13 protein-coding genes are annotated in these 15,686 nt (G+C 64.4%); 11 read left to right on the forward strand and 2 right to left on the reverse strand.

Features of this window, described 5'->3' with window-relative positions; genetic code table 11:
• Positions 1–387: 387 nt before the first annotated feature.
• Together C8J36_RS21195 and C8J36_RS21200 are read right to left on the reverse strand one after the other, a co-directional pair.
• Positions 388–771, reverse strand: coding sequence for a response regulator (locus C8J36_RS21195; RefSeq protein ID WP_245506678.1), 384 nt, complete (start codon positions 769–771; stop codon positions 388–390).
• The gene (locus tag C8J36_RS21200; RefSeq protein WP_132537335.1) at positions 771–4,316 is read right to left on the reverse strand and encodes a PAS domain-containing protein; all 3,546 of its coding nucleotides are present in this window, start codon (positions 4,314–4,316) and stop codon (positions 771–773) included. Before C8J36_RS21200 ends, C8J36_RS21195 begins: the two co-directional genes overlap by 1 nt.
• Positions 4,317–4,681: 365 nt before the next feature.
• Between C8J36_RS21200 and C8J36_RS21205 the strand changes: the two genes are divergently transcribed.
• The 11 genes from C8J36_RS21205 (at position 4,682) to C8J36_RS21255 (ending at position 15,520) form a co-directional block, all read left to right on the forward strand.
• On the forward strand, positions 4,682–5,239 hold the full coding sequence (locus tag C8J36_RS21205) for a hypothetical protein (RefSeq protein WP_132537336.1): 558 nt from the start codon (positions 4,682–4,684) through the stop codon (positions 5,237–5,239).
• Positions 5,240–5,452: 213 nt separating this feature from the next.
• Positions 5,453–6,691, forward strand: coding sequence for a phosphoglycerate dehydrogenase (serA, locus tag C8J36_RS21210; RefSeq protein ID WP_132537337.1), 1,239 nt, complete (start codon positions 5,453–5,455; stop codon positions 6,689–6,691).
• Between the two features lie 241 nt (positions 6,692–6,932).
• On the forward strand, positions 6,933–7,475 hold the full coding sequence (locus C8J36_RS21215) for an XRE family transcriptional regulator (protein WP_082476999.1): 543 nt from the start codon (positions 6,933–6,935) through the stop codon (positions 7,473–7,475).
• A 208-nt stretch (positions 7,476–7,683) separates the two neighbouring features.
• Positions 7,684–8,625 carry a substrate-binding domain-containing protein gene (locus C8J36_RS21220; protein WP_062593974.1) on the forward strand — a complete coding sequence of 314 codons (942 nt, stop codon included), beginning with the start codon at positions 7,684–7,686 and terminating at the stop codon, positions 8,623–8,625.
• Positions 8,626–8,789: 164 nt separating this feature from the next.
• Entirely contained in the window at positions 8,790–9,569 is a 780-nt protein-coding gene (locus C8J36_RS21225; RefSeq protein WP_245506684.1) for an ATP-binding cassette domain-containing protein, read from the forward strand.
• Positions 9,566–10,609, forward strand: coding sequence for an ABC transporter permease (locus tag C8J36_RS21230; protein ID WP_132537339.1), 1,044 nt, complete (start codon positions 9,566–9,568; stop codon positions 10,607–10,609). The genes C8J36_RS21225 and C8J36_RS21230 overlap by 4 nt, the downstream gene beginning before the upstream one ends.
• A 2-nt stretch (positions 10,610–10,611) precedes the next feature.
• Positions 10,612–11,700: a phosphotriesterase gene (locus tag C8J36_RS21235; protein WP_132537370.1), complete on the forward strand. Its 1,089-nt coding sequence runs from the start codon at positions 10,612–10,614 to the stop codon at positions 11,698–11,700.
• Between the two features lie 27 nt (positions 11,701–11,727).
• Positions 11,728–12,504: a glutamine amidotransferase gene (locus C8J36_RS21240; RefSeq protein ID WP_132537340.1), complete on the forward strand. Its 777-nt coding sequence runs from the start codon at positions 11,728–11,730 to the stop codon at positions 12,502–12,504.
• A 3-nt stretch (positions 12,505–12,507) separates the two neighbouring features.
• Entirely contained in the window at positions 12,508–13,422 is a 915-nt protein-coding gene (locus C8J36_RS21245) for a ribokinase (RefSeq protein WP_132537341.1), read from the forward strand.
• Positions 13,419–14,261 carry a BtpA/SgcQ family protein gene (locus C8J36_RS21250; RefSeq protein ID WP_062593984.1) on the forward strand — a complete coding sequence of 281 codons (843 nt, stop codon included), beginning with the start codon at positions 13,419–13,421 and terminating at the stop codon, positions 14,259–14,261. The genes C8J36_RS21245 and C8J36_RS21250 overlap by 4 nt, the downstream gene beginning before the upstream one ends.
• Positions 14,258–15,520 carry a Zn-dependent hydrolase gene (locus C8J36_RS21255; protein ID WP_132537342.1) on the forward strand — a complete coding sequence of 421 codons (1,263 nt, stop codon included), beginning with the start codon at positions 14,258–14,260 and terminating at the stop codon, positions 15,518–15,520. The genes C8J36_RS21250 and C8J36_RS21255 overlap by 4 nt, the downstream gene beginning before the upstream one ends.
• The last annotated feature ends 166 nt before the right edge of the window (positions 15,521–15,686 follow it).

A 15,686-nucleotide genomic window follows, 5' to 3' on the forward strand; every position in this document is an offset into this window, starting at 1 on the left:
GGACATGCTACGACCATATGGCAGGCCGCCTTGCCGTCGCATTGACCGCCGCCTTCGAACGGCGAGGCTTCCTGCACCGGTCGGAGGGCGTCGGCGTCGTCTCGGACGAGGGTCACCGCTTCCTCTGCGATTTCGGCATCGACCTTGCCGGCATAGACTTTGCCGGCATCGCCGGATCGAAACGCCCGCTCTGCCGCATGTGCCTCGACTGGAGCGAGCGCCGGCCGCATCTTGCAGGTCGGCTCGGCGCAGCGCTGCTCACGCGCACTCTCGCGCTCGGCTGGGTGGTGCGGACGCCCAATAGCCGGACGCTGACGATCACCCTTGCCGGCGACCGGGGCTTCTCGGATCTCATCGCTCATCCCCGGACGGAACAGGACCACGCCGCTATGAGCGCCGGTCCGGCGCCACGGTCTGCGCCAGGGTCTGCGTCAGGGCCTGGGCCAGTTCGTCCGGATGATAGGGCTTGGCAAGGGTTGGCGTGTCGGGAAAGGCGGTACCCCGATCGGTATGTCCGTAGCCGGACGCGAAGATAAAGGGGATGCCCCGCGCCTGCAGCATGTCCGCAACGGGATAGGACCGTTCGCCGTTGAGATTGATGTCGAGCACGGCGACGTCGAGCCGCTCGTGCGATGCGCGTTCCAGCGCTTCTTCCAGATGCATGGCAACTCCGACCACCACGAGGCCGAGATCGATCAAGGTATCCTCGAGCGTCATCGCAACGAGCATTTCGTCCTCGACCACGAGAACGCGTTTTCCGGCAAGCGTCATCAGCGACCTTGTATACTGGCAAGAGGGGTCGTGATCTCGCAGACGACACCGTCCGCGCGGTATTGAAGCGCCACCGTTCCGCGCAGTTCGGCCGCCAGGCCCCTCTCCACGAGGCGCGAGCCGAAGCCTGTGCGGTTCGGCACCGTCACCGGCGGCCCGCCCTCCTCCGTCCAGACGAGCCGGAAGGTCGGTTCATGCCCGCCCTCCTTGAACCAGCTGATCCGCACACGACCTTCCGCGCCCTGCAGCGCCCCATATTTTGCGGCATTGGTGCAAAGCTCATGGAAGGCGAGCGACAGGCTGACGGCCGCCTTCGGCCCCACCCGCAGGTTGGGACCCTGCAGGAGGAAGCGGCCAGGACCGCCGAAGGGCTGAACGGCATTCTCGATGACCTGCCGCAAGGGCGCCGATTCCCAGCTTTCCCGGGTCAGGAGATTGTGGGCTTGCGACAAAGCGAGCAGGCGCCCCTGAAACGCCGTTTTGGCCTCGGCGGGAACGCGATCGTCCTTGAAGGACTGGATGGCGATCGACTGGACGACAGCCAGCGTATTCTTGACCCGATGATTGAGCTCGTTGACGAGGAGTTCGCGGTGTCGCTCGGAAAGCTTGCGCTCCGTAATGTCGGAGAAGGAGGCCGCGATGCCGCCGCCCTCCTTGGGGGCGAGGCGCATCTCGATCACCTGATCGATATGCGGAAAGTCCGTCAGCTCGAAAACGCACGTCACGCGCTGCGTCATCGCCGCCTCGACAAAGGCGTCGTAGGGTGGCTGGAGAAGTTCGGGCACCACATGCGCCAGCGGTTGCCCGAGCACTGCCTCGCGCGACAGGCCGAGGGCCTCCTCGGCGGCCCGATTGAAGAGGGTCACCTGCCCATCGACATTGACCGCGAAGAAGCCATCCGACACGGCATCGAGCACGGTGCGCATCCGCCGCTCGCTGTCGGCCAGCCGCCGCGCCTGGCTCTGCGCCTCGGTGACATCCTGCACGAGGCCGTAAAACCCTTCGACCTGCCCGTCTGCGCCCCGTTCCGGGATGTAATCGGCCCGCACGTGGCGCGTTCCAAGCCCCGGATAATGAACTGTATCCTCAAAGCACAGCCGTTCGCCCGCAAGCACGGCGTCGAGCCTCGGCCGGATCTTGGCAAAGGCGGTTTCCCCGACCACGTCGATGACCGGCCGGCCGATCACAGCGCTCCGATCCTGCCCGAACCATGTCTCATAGGTGTGGTTGACGAAGCGGTAGCGCAGATCCTTTCCGACATGCGCAATGAGAACCGGAAGCGCATCGGTCAACGTCTGCAGGTGCTGCTCGCTGCGCGCGAGCGCGCTGGCCGCCTGTTCGGCCGCAAGCTCGGCTTCGAGAATGCGTTGGCGTGCCGCGGCTTCGCCGCGCAGGGCCGCAAGCCGCAGCGCGCCGTCGATGCGGGCGAGCAATTCCTGCGACCCGAAGGGCTTGACGATATGGTCGTCGGCCCCGGCATTGAGGCTCTCCACACGCGCCTCCTCGCCGGCCCGCGCGGAGAGGAAGATGATCGGCAAGGCCGCGGTCGCATCCTGCGTCCGCAGGTGGCGAAGCAGGGAGAACCCGTCCATCTTCGGCATCATGATGTCGCAGAGAACGAGATCGGGCCGAAAGGTCCCGATGGCGGACAGCGCCTCCTCGCCGTTCGCGGCAAGGGAGACGCTGTACTGGTTGCGCAGGAGACGCTGGATATAGGCGCGCATGTCCCTGTTGTCGTCCACGACGAGAACGCGCCGCCGATCCCCGGAGCGAGGCTCGGCGACATCCGCATCCTCCGCGTCCGGCAACCAGCGGAGCGCCTCCTCCACGAAGGCGCGGCTCTGCGACCTTGCGGCGCGCGGCGCATCTTCGCCGTTTTCGTCCTGGGCCGGCGTCGCGCTGCCATAGGGAAGGATCACCGTGAACCGCGTTCCCCGGCCGGGCCCTTCGCTTTCCGCCGAGATCGTCCCGGCGTGAAGCTCCACCAGCTGCTTGACCAGGGCAAGGCCGATGCCCGAGCCTTCGTGGCTTCGCGCGCCCTGCGCCTCGACCCGGTGAAAGCGCTCGAAGACGCGATCCCGCTCGGCCGCGGGAATGCCGACCCCGGTATCCTCGACGCTCAGAGACACCGCCGCTCCGCCAAGATCCTCAAGCCGCACGGTAATCGTGCCGGCCAGTGTGAACTTGAACGCGTTGGACAGGAGATTGAGCACGATCTTCTCGTACATGTCCGGATCGACAAGGACCGGCTGCGGCAGAGGCTCTGTCTCGACGCGCAGTTCCAGCCCTGCCCGCTCGATGGCCGAGCGGAAGATCGATGCGAGATCGGCCGTCAGCCAGGCGAGGTCGCAGGCCACGAGATGCGCTTCCACCCGTTTCGCCTCGACGCGGGAGAAGTCGAGCAAGGTGTTGACCAGCCGCAGGAGACGCAAGCCGTTACGATAGGCGATGTCGAGCTCGTCGCGATGATCGGGCAGCCGCTCCGGCAGATCGGAGACGGCCCGCTCGAGCGGACCGAGCAGCAACGTCAGGGGCGTGCGGAACTCGTGCGAGACATTGGAGAAGAACGTCGTTTTCGCCCGGTCGAGTTCCGCGAGATCGGCTGCCCGGCGGCGCTCGTCCTCGCGCGCCCGCGCATTGCGGACGGCAACGGATACCTGCGTCGCCAGAAGTTCGAAGAAGGAGCGATAGACATCGTCGAGCGCCCGGTTGGGCGAGATGCCGGCAACAAGCGTGCCGAGCACCGCGCCGTGCGCGCCGACGATCGGCAGGCATATCGCCGTCTCTACGGGATCGTCGAAGGCGCCGCCACGCGCTGTCGTCAGACGATCGACGGCGTGGACCAGCGAGGTCTCGCCCTGCATGGCACGGTCGAGCGGAGACGGGTCGACCGCATCCCCCGTTCGCCAGTCGAGATCCGCTGCCGTCTCGGGCGACGACAGACCCTGCGATGCCGCCAGTGCGTGACCGTCTTGATCGCGCAGATAGAGGCAGGCGAAGGGCACGTCGAGGCGATCTTCGGCAAGCGCCGCCACGAGGTCGCTTGCCGCCTGCGCGGTTTCCTCGGCGTCGCCGGCGCGGGCGGCGAGTTCGCGGAGCAGGCGAAGGCGGCGCTCGCCGACGATCTGGTCCGTGACCTCCGAGCAGACGGCGAGCATGCCGACGATCCGGCCGCGATCGTCCTCCGCCGGCGCATGGCTGACCGAGAAATAGGCTTCTTCCCGATAGCCCGAGCGGTGCATCTCCAGCGGCAGGGCCGGCGTCCAGTTGGCGATGCCCGTGGCCATGACCCGCGCGATCATCGGTCCGAGCGTTGCCCACGCCTCGGCAAGCGTGATGCGGATGTCGCCCCCGAAACCGGACGGATGACGATCGCCGATCAGCTTGGAATAGGCGTCATTGTAGATCTGGGTGAAATCCTCGCCCCAGGTGAGCACCATCGGATATTGGGACGATAGAAGCGTGCGCACCGTCGATCGCAAGCTCTGCGACCAGCCCTGAACAGGCCCGAGCGGGGTCGCAGCCCAGTCGAGAACGCGGCCCAAAGCCCGCACGTCTCCAGGACCGGAAAACAGCGATGCGGAGGACCACGCCTCAGGTTCTTGGCTCTCAGGCAAAGCGATACCTCGACGATCTAACCGTAAGCTTAGACAAACGGATCAGCCCCCCTCTGCTCCTTGCTGAAAGCATTCCGACATTGCTGTCAAGCAGTCCAGACAGGGATGCGTGTTTTTATCGGCTCGGGTGCTTTCGGCTCCGTTTCCGTAAGGATGTCCGTGCCGCGCGGAGGCGCCCCTGTTTTATTTAGTGCGTATAAGCTAACCATATACCCGCGTCCGCAGAACAGGGATGCTATAAGCACGCCGAGCCGGTCCCGGTTCGGCAGGTTGATACCCAGAATGGCACGCCGATGAACTTTCCGATTGTCGCAACCGTCATCTCCATGGTCCTCGGACTGTCCGTCACCCGGCTTCTGACCGGGCTCGTCACCGTTTTCCGCATCCGCAGGTCATCGCAGTTGGACTGGGTGCCCCTCGCCTGGAGCGGCATCCTGTTTCTCACGCAATTGCAGTATTGGTGGGCCATCAATCAGTTGTCGGCGCTTCGCCAGACGTTTCGGTTCGGCGAATTCCTCTTCCTGGTCCTGATGACCCTGATGCTGTTTCTCACCGCCGCACTTCTGCTGCCCAGTCGCGGTGAGGACGAAGCGCGGGGGCTGCGCGTCTATTTCGAGGAGGACGGTCGTTTCGCGCTGCTGTCGTTGACGGCATTTTTCCTGTTCGGCCTCGTCGTGAACGTCTTTGGTTTCCAGAGCCCGATCGAATCGGCTTGGGCTGTCACGGATATCCCGATGATCGTCTTGCCCGTTCTCGCGTTTCTCTCGCGGAAGCGAAACCATTATGCCGCCATCACCGCGCTCTATCTCCCTTTGTGCGCGCTCGACGTCTGGATCTCGCTGGCGCCGTAGGTGTCGGGGAGGCTCGCATCCTGGCCGTCAATCCGCGCCTCTCATGCCCGCCTGACCAGACTGCCGATCGGCCTGCCCCTCTCCGGCCATGCGCGTCGGCAGCCTATTGTTGCTTGCAGTTTTTATCGGATGGTCGCAAAGCATCGTTGAAATGCGCCGCAAAGACCGGCAAACGACATCACCTGTTCCCCTACGGAAAACGAAGGTTCATCCATGCCTATTCAGCTCTCTCTCGCGCGTGACCGCATTTCCGTGCTCCTGCTTGAAGGCATCAGCCAGAGCGCGGTGGATTACTTCCTGTCCTGCGGATACACAAACCTCGTGCATCTGCCGAAGGCGCTCGACGACAAGGATCTCAAAGCCCATATCGCCGATGCCCATATCATCGGCATCCGGTCTCGAACGCAACTGAGGGAAGAGATCTTCGATTCCGCCCGCAAGCTCATCGCCGTCGGCTGTTTCTCCGTCGGCACCAACCAGGTGGATCTGGACGCGGCCCGTCACCGCGGCATTCCGGTCTTCAACGCGCCGTATTCGAACACACGCTCGGTGGCCGAACTGGTGATCGGCGAGATCATCATGCTGACCCGGCAGATCTTTCCGCGGTCCGTTTCCGCGCATCAGGGCGGATGGCAGAAATCCGCCGTCGGCAGCCATGAAGTCCGCGGCAAGACCCTCGGCATCGTCGGCTACGGCAATATCGGCTCGCAGCTGAGTGCCCTTGCCGAAAGCATGGGCATGGTCGTCCGCTATTTCGATCTCTCCGACAGGCTGCGCCGCGGGAACTCTGAATCGATGGCGTCGCTCGGCGAGCTCCTCGAAATTTCGGACTACGTGACGATGCACGTTCCGGAAACGGCATCGACGCACAATATGATCACCGAAACCGAACTGCGCCGCATGAAGAAGGGCGCCATCTTCATCAACAATTCCCGCGGGACCGTGGTCGATATCGATGCGCTTGCAAAGGTCCTGAAGGACGGCCATCTGGCCGGCGCTGCGGTCGATGTGTTTCCCAAGGAACCGGCCTCCAACAACGACCGTTTCGAAAGCCCGCTGCAGGGCTTGGACAATGTCATTCTGACACCGCATGTCGGCGGCTCGACCGAAGAGGCCCAGGAGCGGATCGGCGGGGAAGTCGCCAGAAAGCTGGTCGAGTATTCCGACATCGGCTCGACCATGGGCGCCGTCAATTTTCCGCAGGTCCAGCTGCCCGAGCGCCCGAACGGCACGCGCTTCATTCATGTCCACGAAAACCGCCCCGGCATGCTCATCCGGTTGAACGAGATCTTCTCGTCGCGCGGTGTGAACATCACCGCCGAATTCCTGCAGACCCATGGCGACACCGGTTACGTCGTCATCGAAGTCGAGAGCCTGACCCAGGCCGCCGACGAAATCCTTCAGGTGCTGCGCGCGATACCGGGAACGATCAGGACGCGGCTGCTCTACTGAGCCATCCCGCACGGGCGGATCGTGGTCAAGACGGACAGACGCTGTGCGGCGCGCGAGACGGATGCGCTTTCAAGGAACTTGATCCTGATTAAAGCTGGATGTTACACCTTGGAAGCGAAGGACGATGATCCGTGGATTTTGAGACTTTGCAAACCTGCCTGATCTGCTCGAAGGATTGAATGTGACCGCCGCAAAGCCTGATCTCCCCGACGTGCCTCTTGCGAACCCCTCCCGGCTGGGCATGCGGTTGCGGCTGTCGCGGCAGACGCGCGGGATGACCTTGAAGGCGCTGGCACTGGCGGCGAACTGCTCGGAGAGCCTGCTGTCGAAGATCGAGAACGGAAAGGCATCACCGTCGCTTCCGATGCTGCATCGCCTCGTCGGTGCGCTCGACACGAATATCGGCTGGATGTTCGAAGAATCCGATGGCGAGGAAGGGATCATCTTCCGGGCGGGAACGCGTCCGATGATCGCCCTCGATCCCCTGCGCCGGGGGGAAGGAATTTCCCTGGAGAGGATCATTCCCTACTCCGCCGGCCACCTTCTCCAGTGCAATATTCACCACATCGAAGAGGCCGGCGAAAGCGCCGGGCCCATTCAGCATGCGGGCGAAGAGGTCGGGTATCTTCTGGCCGGCGAGATCGAGTTGATCGTCGACGGCAAAAGCTTTCGCCTCGCGGCCGGGGATGCGTTCGTCTTCAACTCGGAGCTTCCGCACCATTACCGCAACACGGGCACGGAACGGGCGAGCATCTTCTGGGTGAACACGCCCGCCACGTTCTAGAGGCTGTCAGGGGGACGTGGAATCCGGTTCCCGAATGGACAAACGACCCAAAAAGGATCCAGAGTTTGTCCCGATCTCGCACCGGACAATCGCCGCTCGAAAATTTCCATTCAAGTCTGTTGACAAAAATTCAAGTCTCTTGAATTATAAGGGTGCGCTTAACGAGAGGGAGGTCCATCGGGCCTTCCCGAAAACAAGGGGAACCCGAATGCGCCTTTCGAGAATTCTGAGCAGCAGCGCTGCGGCCATCGCACTGACATTCGTCTTCGGTACGGCATCCGCCAGCGCGGAGACCTTCGCTCTCGTCACCATCAACCAGCAGGCCCTGTTCTTCAACCAGATCAATGACGGCGCGCAGAAGGCGGCAAAGGCTGCCGGTGCCGACCTCGTCATCTTCAACGCCAACAACGTGCCGGCCGCGCAGAACGACGCGATCGAGACCTATATCACGCAGAAGGTCGACGGCATCATCCTCGTCGCGATCGACGTCAACGGCGTGAAGCCCGCCATCACGGCCGCCAAGACGGCCGGCATCCCGGTCATCGCCATCGATGCGCAGATCCCCGGCGGCGACAACGTCTCCTTCATCGGCGTGGACAATGCCAAGGCCGGCGAAGATATCGGCAAGTTCTTCGCTGACTACGTCAAGTCCGACATGTCGGGAACGGCCAAGACCGGCATCGTCGGCGCACTCAATTCCTTCATCCAGAACCAGCGTCTGGACGGCTTCAAGAAGGCGGCGGTTGCAGGCGGAGACGGCGTGACCTTCCTCGACACCGTCGATGGGCAGAACCAGCAGGACGTCGCGCTCGGTGCCGCGGAAAACCTGATGACGGCCAATCCCGACATGACGGCGATCTACGCCACGGGCGAACCCCAGCTGATCGGCGCCGTTTCCGCCGTGGAAAGCCAGGGCCGCCAGAAGGACGTCAAGGTCTTCGGTTGGGACCTGACCGCCCAGGCCGTCAAGGGCATCGAGGAAGGCTGGGTCACCGCCGTCGTCCAGCAGGATCCGGCCGGCGAAGGCAAGGCCGCCGTCGAGGCCCTGGTCAAGCTGAAGAAGGGCGAGACCATCGAGCCCGTCATCAATGTCCCCGTGACCATCGTCACCAAGGACAACGTCGCTCAGTTCAAGGACATGTTCAAGTAAGGCAGTGTTTCCGCCGGGCGCCCGTGCACCGACCCGTCGTCGGATGCCGGGATACCTGGATGCTTGGGTGCGCGGCCGCAGCAGGTCTCCCAGGCCGGCTGCGGTTCCCGCCCTCTCTTTAAGGACATTCCATCATGACCGACGGTCACCCCTACCGCGTCCGGATGACGGGCATTTCCAAACGCTACAATCCCATCCAGACGCTCGACAATGTGACGCTCACACTCAAGCCGGGCGAGGTTCTCGGCCTCGTCGGTGACAATGGAGCGGGAAAATCGACGCTGAGCAAGGTTCTCTCCGGTGCGGTCATCCCCGACAGCGGGACGATCGAAATCGACGGCGAGCGCGTCTCCTTCTCGTCTCCGGCGGATGCGCGCGCCGCGCATGTGGAAATGGTCTATCAGGACCTTTCGCTCTGCGACACGGTCGATGTGGCCGGCAACCTCTTTCTCGGGCGCGAGCCGCGCCGCCGCGTGCTTGGCGTGCCCTTTCTCGACACCAGGACCATGCACGCTGAGACCCGCGCCATGCTCGATCGCCTCGGCATCGTCATCGCCGACACGCGCCTGAAGGTCGAGAACCTCTCGGGCGGCCAGCGCCAGTCGATCGCCATCGGCCGCGCCGCCTCCTTCGAGCCGAAGGTGCTCATCATGGACGAACCGACGGCCGCCCTGGCCGTGGCCGAGGTCGAGGCGGTGCTGGAACTGATCCGCACGGTCAGCGCGCGCGGCGTCAGCGTCATCCTCATTACCCACCGCCTGCAGGATCTGTTCCTCGTCTGCGACCGGATCCAGGTCATGTACGAGGGCCGCAACGTGGCCGAGCGGCGGATCGAGGATACCAGCATCGAGGAGGTCGTCAACCTCATCGTCGGCCGCAAGTTCTCCGCGCGCTCGGCACGGCATGGGCTCGATCGCGAACCTGAAACGGGAGCTTCCGCATGACCCCCTCGCCTCCTCCCGCCTCCTCTTCGGCCGGTTCCGCTCCTGTCGGTGCGCATGGCGCCGGCCCGCGCCATCGCAAATCCGGTCTCTGGGACAAGCTGCTCGAAAACGGCAGCGTCGTCTCCATCGCCCTGTTCTTCGTCGTCGTCTGCGTCGTCTTCTCCGTCATCACCGGCGCGTTCCTCTCGGCGCCGAACATCCTGAACATCATCCGGCAGTGCGCGCCACTTTTGATCGTGGCCGCCGCGATGACCTTCGTGATCACCACCGGCGGCATCGACCTTTCGGTCGGCTCCGTGCTGGCGCTGGTGGCGACCCTTTCGGCGACGGCTTTGCAGGCGGGCCTGCCCTGGCCGGTGGTCATCGTCCTGATGCTCGCGCTCGGCGCGGCGATCGGCGCGATCCACGGCTTCTTCATCGCCTATGAGAAGATACCGTCGTTCATCGTCACCCTGGCGGGTCTGTCGATCATTCGCGGGCTGGCTCTCCTGATCACGGGCGGCTACTCGATCCCCGTCGATCCCGCCAGCACCTTCACCCTCATCGGCCGCGCCTGGTTCCTCGGCGTGCCCGTGCCGGCTCTGATCGCGCTGGTCGTTCTCGTCATCGCCTATGTCGTCTTCAACCGCACGCCTTTCGGCCGCTATGTCACCGGCATCGGCGCCAACGCGGAAGCCGTGCGCCGGGCGGGCATCGACACGCGCTTCACGACGCTGTTCGTCTACATCCTCTCCAGCAGTGCCGCAGCCCTGGCTGGCATCATCGTCACCGCCCGCCTCGGCTCCGGCTCGTCCAATGCCGGACAAGGCTTCGAACTCGAGGTCATCGCCGCGGTCGTGCTCGGCGGTACCAGCCTCTTCGGTGGCCGCGGTACCATCATCGGAACGGTTCTCGGGGCGCTCACCGTCGCCGTCATCGCCAACGGCCTCATCCTGGCGCATATGTCGCCGTTCCTGACGCCGATCGTCACCGGCACCATCATCCTGATCGCCGTCTGGCTCAATTTCCGCCTGTTCCGCGGCGCGGTGAAAGGGCGATGACCATGGACCACCTGTTCGCGTCGGCACCCCGCGAGCGTGCGGAGATCGGCGTCGCCTCGGGAACGGTGATGACCGTGCTCGGACCGATCCCCGTCAGCGAGATGGGCGTCACGCTGATGCACGAGCACATACTGCTCGACGGCGCGAAGTCCTGGCGCTGTCCGTGCCATCCGGAAGCCCAGGCGATCGGCACGCAGCCGGTCAGCATGGAGATCATCGGCGAACTGCGGATGAACCCCTACATGAACCGCGACAATGTCTCGCTGGACGACAGCGACCTCGCTCTCTCGGAACTCAAGCGCTTCCAGGCGCTCGGGGGGCACACGGTCGTCGATACCACCAATATCGGCATCGGCCGGGAGCCGGCAAAGCTCGCGCGCATCGCCCGCATGTCCGGCCTGAAGATCGTCATGGGCACCGGTTTCTACCTCGAGTTCAGCCATCCCGAATGGCTGAAGGCCATGGATGTGGACGATGTCGCCCGCTTCATCGTCGACGATGTCGGCGGTGGCGAGACGCAGCCCGACGTCATGGCCGGCATCATCGGCGAGATCGGCGTCAGCAAGGATTTCACGCCGGAGGAGCGGAAGTCGCTGCGCGGCGCAGCACGGGCCTCGAAGATCACCGGCGTGCCGCTCTCCATCCACCTGCCCGGCTGGGAGCGCCTTGCCCATGCGGTTCTCGACATCGTGGAAGACGAGGGGGCCGATCTCAGGCACACGGTGCTGTGCCACATGAACCCGAGCCACGAGGACCTTGCCTACCAGAAGGCGCTGGCCGAACGCGGCGCCTTTCTCGAATACGACATGATCGGCATGGACTTCTACTATGCCGACCAGGATGCGCAGTCGCCCTCCGACGAGCAGAACGCGCGCGCCATCCGGTCGCTGATCGATCTGGGCCACGCCGACCGCATCCTCCTGTCGCAGGATGTCTTTCTCAAGATCATGCTGACCCGCTATGGCGGCTTCGGCTACGGCTTCATCCTCAAGCACTTCCTGCCGCGGCTGAAGCGCCACGGCGTCGAACAGGCCGCCATCGACCGTATGCTGATCGACAACCCCAGATCCGTCTTCGCCAGCGCGCGCTGAGCGTCCACCCAACTTTCAGGAGTGTCCATGTCCACCACCAAGTCCAAAGTTCTTCTCGCAGGCGAATCCTGGGTGTCCACCGCGACCCATATCAAGGGCTTCGACCAGTTTCCGACCGTGACCTATCACACCGGCGCCGACGAGCTGCTCGCCGCCTTGAAAGAGGGCCCGTTCGACGTGCAGTTCATGCCGGCGCACGAGGCGCAGCGGGATTTTCCGCAGTCGCTGGAAGCGCTGCAGGCCTATGACGCGATCATCCTGTCGGATATCGGCGCGAACACGCTGTTGCTGCATCCGGATACCTGGATCCACTCGAAGACGACGCCGAACCGCCTGCGCCTGCTGCGCGACTATGTCCGCGAAGGTGGCGCGCTGCTGATGTTCGGCGGCTATTACAGCTTCCAGGGCATCAATGGCGGCGCCCGCTATCGCAAGACCCCCGTGGAAGAGGTATTGCCGGTCGATTGCCTGTCCGTGGACGACCGTGTCGAGGTTCCCGAGGGCTTCGCGCCGGTCGTGACGGGCGATGCCGGCCACCCGATCCTGAAAGGTCTGGGGTCCGACTGGCCGATCCTGCTCGGATACAACGAAGTGACGGTGAAGGAGGGAGCCGAGGTTCTCGCCACCGTTTCGACCGATTACGGTTCCCAGCCGCTGCTCGTCACCGGCACCTACGGCAAGGGGCGCACCGTCGCCTGGACATCGGATGTCGGCCCGCATTGGCTTCCGTCTTCCTTCATCGCCTGGCCGGGCTACAAGACATTGTTCGAACAGATGCTGTCCTGGGCGACATCCAAGGCCTGAACCATGACCGTGCATGTCGTCGGCAATGCCTGTATCGACACGACATTCCGTCTCCCCCGATTTGCCGTCGCCGGGGAGACGCTGAACGCGAGCAGCCATTCGCAGGGCCTCGGCGGCAAGGGTGCGAACCAGGCCGTGGCGGCGGCGCGCACCGGGGCAAATGTCGCGCTCTGGACCGCGATCGGACGCGACGGGGACGGGCGCCGCATCAGCGAGATGCTGGCCGGCGAGATTGCCGCGCTTCGCGCGACGACGTTCGATCGTCCGAGCGACTGCTCGACGATTGCCGTGGATGCGGCCGGCGAAAACATCGTCCTGAGCGGCGTGGCCTGCGCGCAGGCGTTCGACCCCATCCGCCAGACCGCGCTTGCAACCGAGGTCGGACCGTCCGACGTCGTCGTGCTGCAGGGCAATCTGTCTCCCGATGCGACGAACGCCTGTCTTGCCATGGCGCGGGCGGCTGGAGCCCACACGATTTTCAACGCCAGCCCGCTTGCGGTCGGTGCCGCGGTCGATCTTGCCTGCGTCGATGTCGTCATCGTCAACGAGGGCGAAGCCCTGTCGATCTCCGGCAAGGCGACAGCGCAGGAGGCCGCCGCTGTCCTGCGGGAACGTGGCGCGCGGTCCGCCGTCATCACGCTCGGCGCTCGCGGATGTCTTTTTCTTCCGCAGGGGCCGTCCGAGCCGATCGTCATGGCGGCACCCGCGGTCAAAGTGGTCGATTCGAGCGGCGCGGGAGACGTGCTCTCTGGCGTGTTTGCCGGTTACGTCTCGATCGGCCTGTCGCCGCTTGCTGCCCTGAGGATGGGGGTGCAGGCCGCGGCATTCGCCGTGACCCGGCAAGGCACGATGGCATCCTGCCCCTCGGCAGCCGACCTTGCCGGCAGACTGAAAACAACAGGATTGGAAGAGATATGACAGAGGTTGCGAAACCCGTTGGACCGGGCACCGGCGATGCGATCACCGCTGTGTTCGGCAAGAGCAAGGCCGTCATCGGCGTCGTCCACCTCGCCGCGCTTCCCGGTGCGCCGCGCTACAAGGGCGAGGCTGTCGAGGATGTCTATCAGCAAGGCCTGGACGATGCCCGCGCCTATCTGGACGGTGGTTGTGACGGCGTGATCATCGAGAACCACGGGGACATTCCCTTCTCCAAGCCCGACGATATCGGCCCGGAAACCTCCGCATACATGTCGGTGATCTCCGATCGCATCCGCCGCGAACTGGGGCGCCCGATCGGCATCAACGTCCTTGCCAATGCCGCGATACCAGCCCTTGCGATCGCGAGTGCCGCGGGCGCCGGCTTCGTGCGGGTCAATCAATGGGCCAATGCCTATGTCGCCAATGAAGGCTTCATCGAAGGCGAGGCAGCGCGGGCCATGCGCTACCGCGCAAGGCTGAGGGCGCAGGGCATCCGCATCTTTGCCGATGCGCATGTGAAGCATGGGGCGCACGCCATTGTTTCCGACAGGCCCGTCGAGGAGCAGGTGAAGGACCTCGTCTTCTTCGACGCCGACGCCATCATCGCCACCGGACAGCGCACCGGTCACGCGGCCGATCTCGGCTATATCAAGATGATCAAGGAAGCGGGCGGCCTTCCGACACTGGTCGGCAGCGGGGTCACGCCGGACAATGCGCGCGATATTCTCGACATCGTCGATGGCGTCATCGTCGCGAGTTCGCTGAAATATGACGGCGTCTGGTGGAACCGCGTCGAGAAAGCGCGCGTCACCGCCTTCATCGACGGCCTGAAAGGATGACAGGGTCGATCGACATAGACGGTGCGCGTCTTCTGCGACGGCTCGACGACTTCGCAGCCATTGGCGCAACGCCGGCTGGCGGTGTCAACCGGCAGGCGTTGAGCGTCGAGGATCGGCAGGCACGGGCGCTGCTTGCGGACCTCGCGATGAAGCGCGGGTTCCGCCTCTACCAGGACTCGCTCGCAAACCTCTTCATTCGCCGCGACGGAACGCGCGACGACCTGCCTCCGTTTCTGATCGGAAGCCATCTCGACAGCCAGCCGACCGGCGGCCGCTTCGACGGCGCGCTCGGCACGCTCGCGGCCTTCGAGGTTCTCGAAACGCTGGAGGACTACGCCATCGTGACCGACAGGCCGGTCGAAGTCGTCGCCTGGACGAACGAGGAAGGCAGCCGCTTCACGCCGGGCGTCATGGGCTCCATGGCTTTTGCACGCGGACATATCCTTGACGAATGGCGGGAGATCCAGGACGCGGAAGGCACCTCGCTTCGCGACGCTCTCGCCGAGACGCTTGCCGCATTGCCACAGGCGGAAACCCGGGCCCTGGGAACGCCCGTTTCCGGCTATCTCGAACTGCATATCGAGCAGGCGCCGACATTGGAGCGCGAGGGAATTCCGATCGGCATCGTGACGGGTGTCCAGGGCACCCGCTGGCTGGAGATCCGGGTGACCGGCCAGGCGGCTCATGCGGGCACCACGCCTCTCGCACATCGCCGCGACCCCCTGCTCGCAACGACGACGGCACTCGGCGCACTCTATGCCAGCATCATGCCGGAGGACCCGGAGGCGCGCTTTACCGTCGGCCGCCTCTCGGTCGAACCCGGGTCGGTCAACGCCATCCCCGGCGCGCTCAGCCTCACGATCGACCTTCGCCATCCCGATGCCGAACGGCTCGCCCGGATCGAAGCCCTTACCATCGCCCATTTCCAGTCTGCATCGGACATGAACGGCTGCATGCTCGAGACCCACAGACCGTTCGACGTCCCGCCGACGATCTTTTCCGAGAGCATCGTCCGGCAATCCGAACAGGCAGCGCACCGTCTTGGCCTGCCGTTCCGGCATATGATCTCGGGCGCCTTCCACGATGCCCTCTACATCTCCCGTGTCGCGCCGGCCGCGATGATCTTCGTGCCCTGCCGGGATGGCTTGAGCCATAACGAAGCCGAACATGTCGAGCCGGCCCACTCGATTGCAGGCGCGAGAATGCTGTTCGAAACGTTGCGCGGCATCGTGTGCGACGAGAGTGCGGGAGAAACGTAACGTCCGCTCGGGCGTCACACCGACGCGCCGGCCGGCGCCCTCCCGGACCATGAGGGCCTCTACACCGGACCAATCCAAGGCAGGTCGAACGCATCCACCATGCGAGGTTGATGCAACGACATCGTCCTTGTGTGAAGCATCGGCCTTCATCGCAAGCGCCCGGCCG

This window comes from Rhizobium sp. PP-F2F-G48 (assembly GCF_004342335.1).
GTDB lineage: Bacteria > Pseudomonadota > Alphaproteobacteria > Rhizobiales > Rhizobiaceae > Ferranicluibacter.

Coding starts and splice junctions, on each gene's coding strand:
- C8J36_RS21230 (WP_132537339.1), top strand. CDS start 9,566: ATGACCCCCTCGCCTCCTCCCGCCTCCTCTTCGGCCGGTTCCGCTCCT.
- C8J36_RS21195 (WP_245506678.1), bottom strand. CDS start 771: ATGACGCTTGCCGGAAAACGCGTTCTCGTGGTCGAGGACGAAATGCTC.
- C8J36_RS21255 (WP_132537342.1), top strand. CDS start 14,258: ATGACAGGGTCGATCGACATAGACGGTGCGCGTCTTCTGCGACGGCTC.
- C8J36_RS21220 (WP_062593974.1), top strand. CDS start 7,684: ATGCGCCTTTCGAGAATTCTGAGCAGCAGCGCTGCGGCCATCGCACTG.
- C8J36_RS21205 (WP_132537336.1), top strand. CDS start 4,682: ATGAACTTTCCGATTGTCGCAACCGTCATCTCCATGGTCCTCGGACTG.
- C8J36_RS21240 (WP_132537340.1), top strand. CDS start 11,728: ATGTCCACCACCAAGTCCAAAGTTCTTCTCGCAGGCGAATCCTGGGTG.
- C8J36_RS21235 (WP_132537370.1), top strand. CDS start 10,612: ATGGACCACCTGTTCGCGTCGGCACCCCGCGAGCGTGCGGAGATCGGC.
- C8J36_RS21215 (WP_082476999.1), top strand. CDS start 6,933: ATGCGGTTGCGGCTGTCGCGGCAGACGCGCGGGATGACCTTGAAGGCG.
- C8J36_RS21225 (WP_245506684.1), top strand. CDS start 8,790: ATGACGGGCATTTCCAAACGCTACAATCCCATCCAGACGCTCGACAAT.
- C8J36_RS21245 (WP_132537341.1), top strand. CDS start 12,508: ATGACCGTGCATGTCGTCGGCAATGCCTGTATCGACACGACATTCCGT.
- C8J36_RS21250 (WP_062593984.1), top strand. CDS start 13,419: ATGACAGAGGTTGCGAAACCCGTTGGACCGGGCACCGGCGATGCGATC.
- serA (WP_132537337.1), top strand. CDS start 5,453: ATGCCTATTCAGCTCTCTCTCGCGCGTGACCGCATTTCCGTGCTCCTG.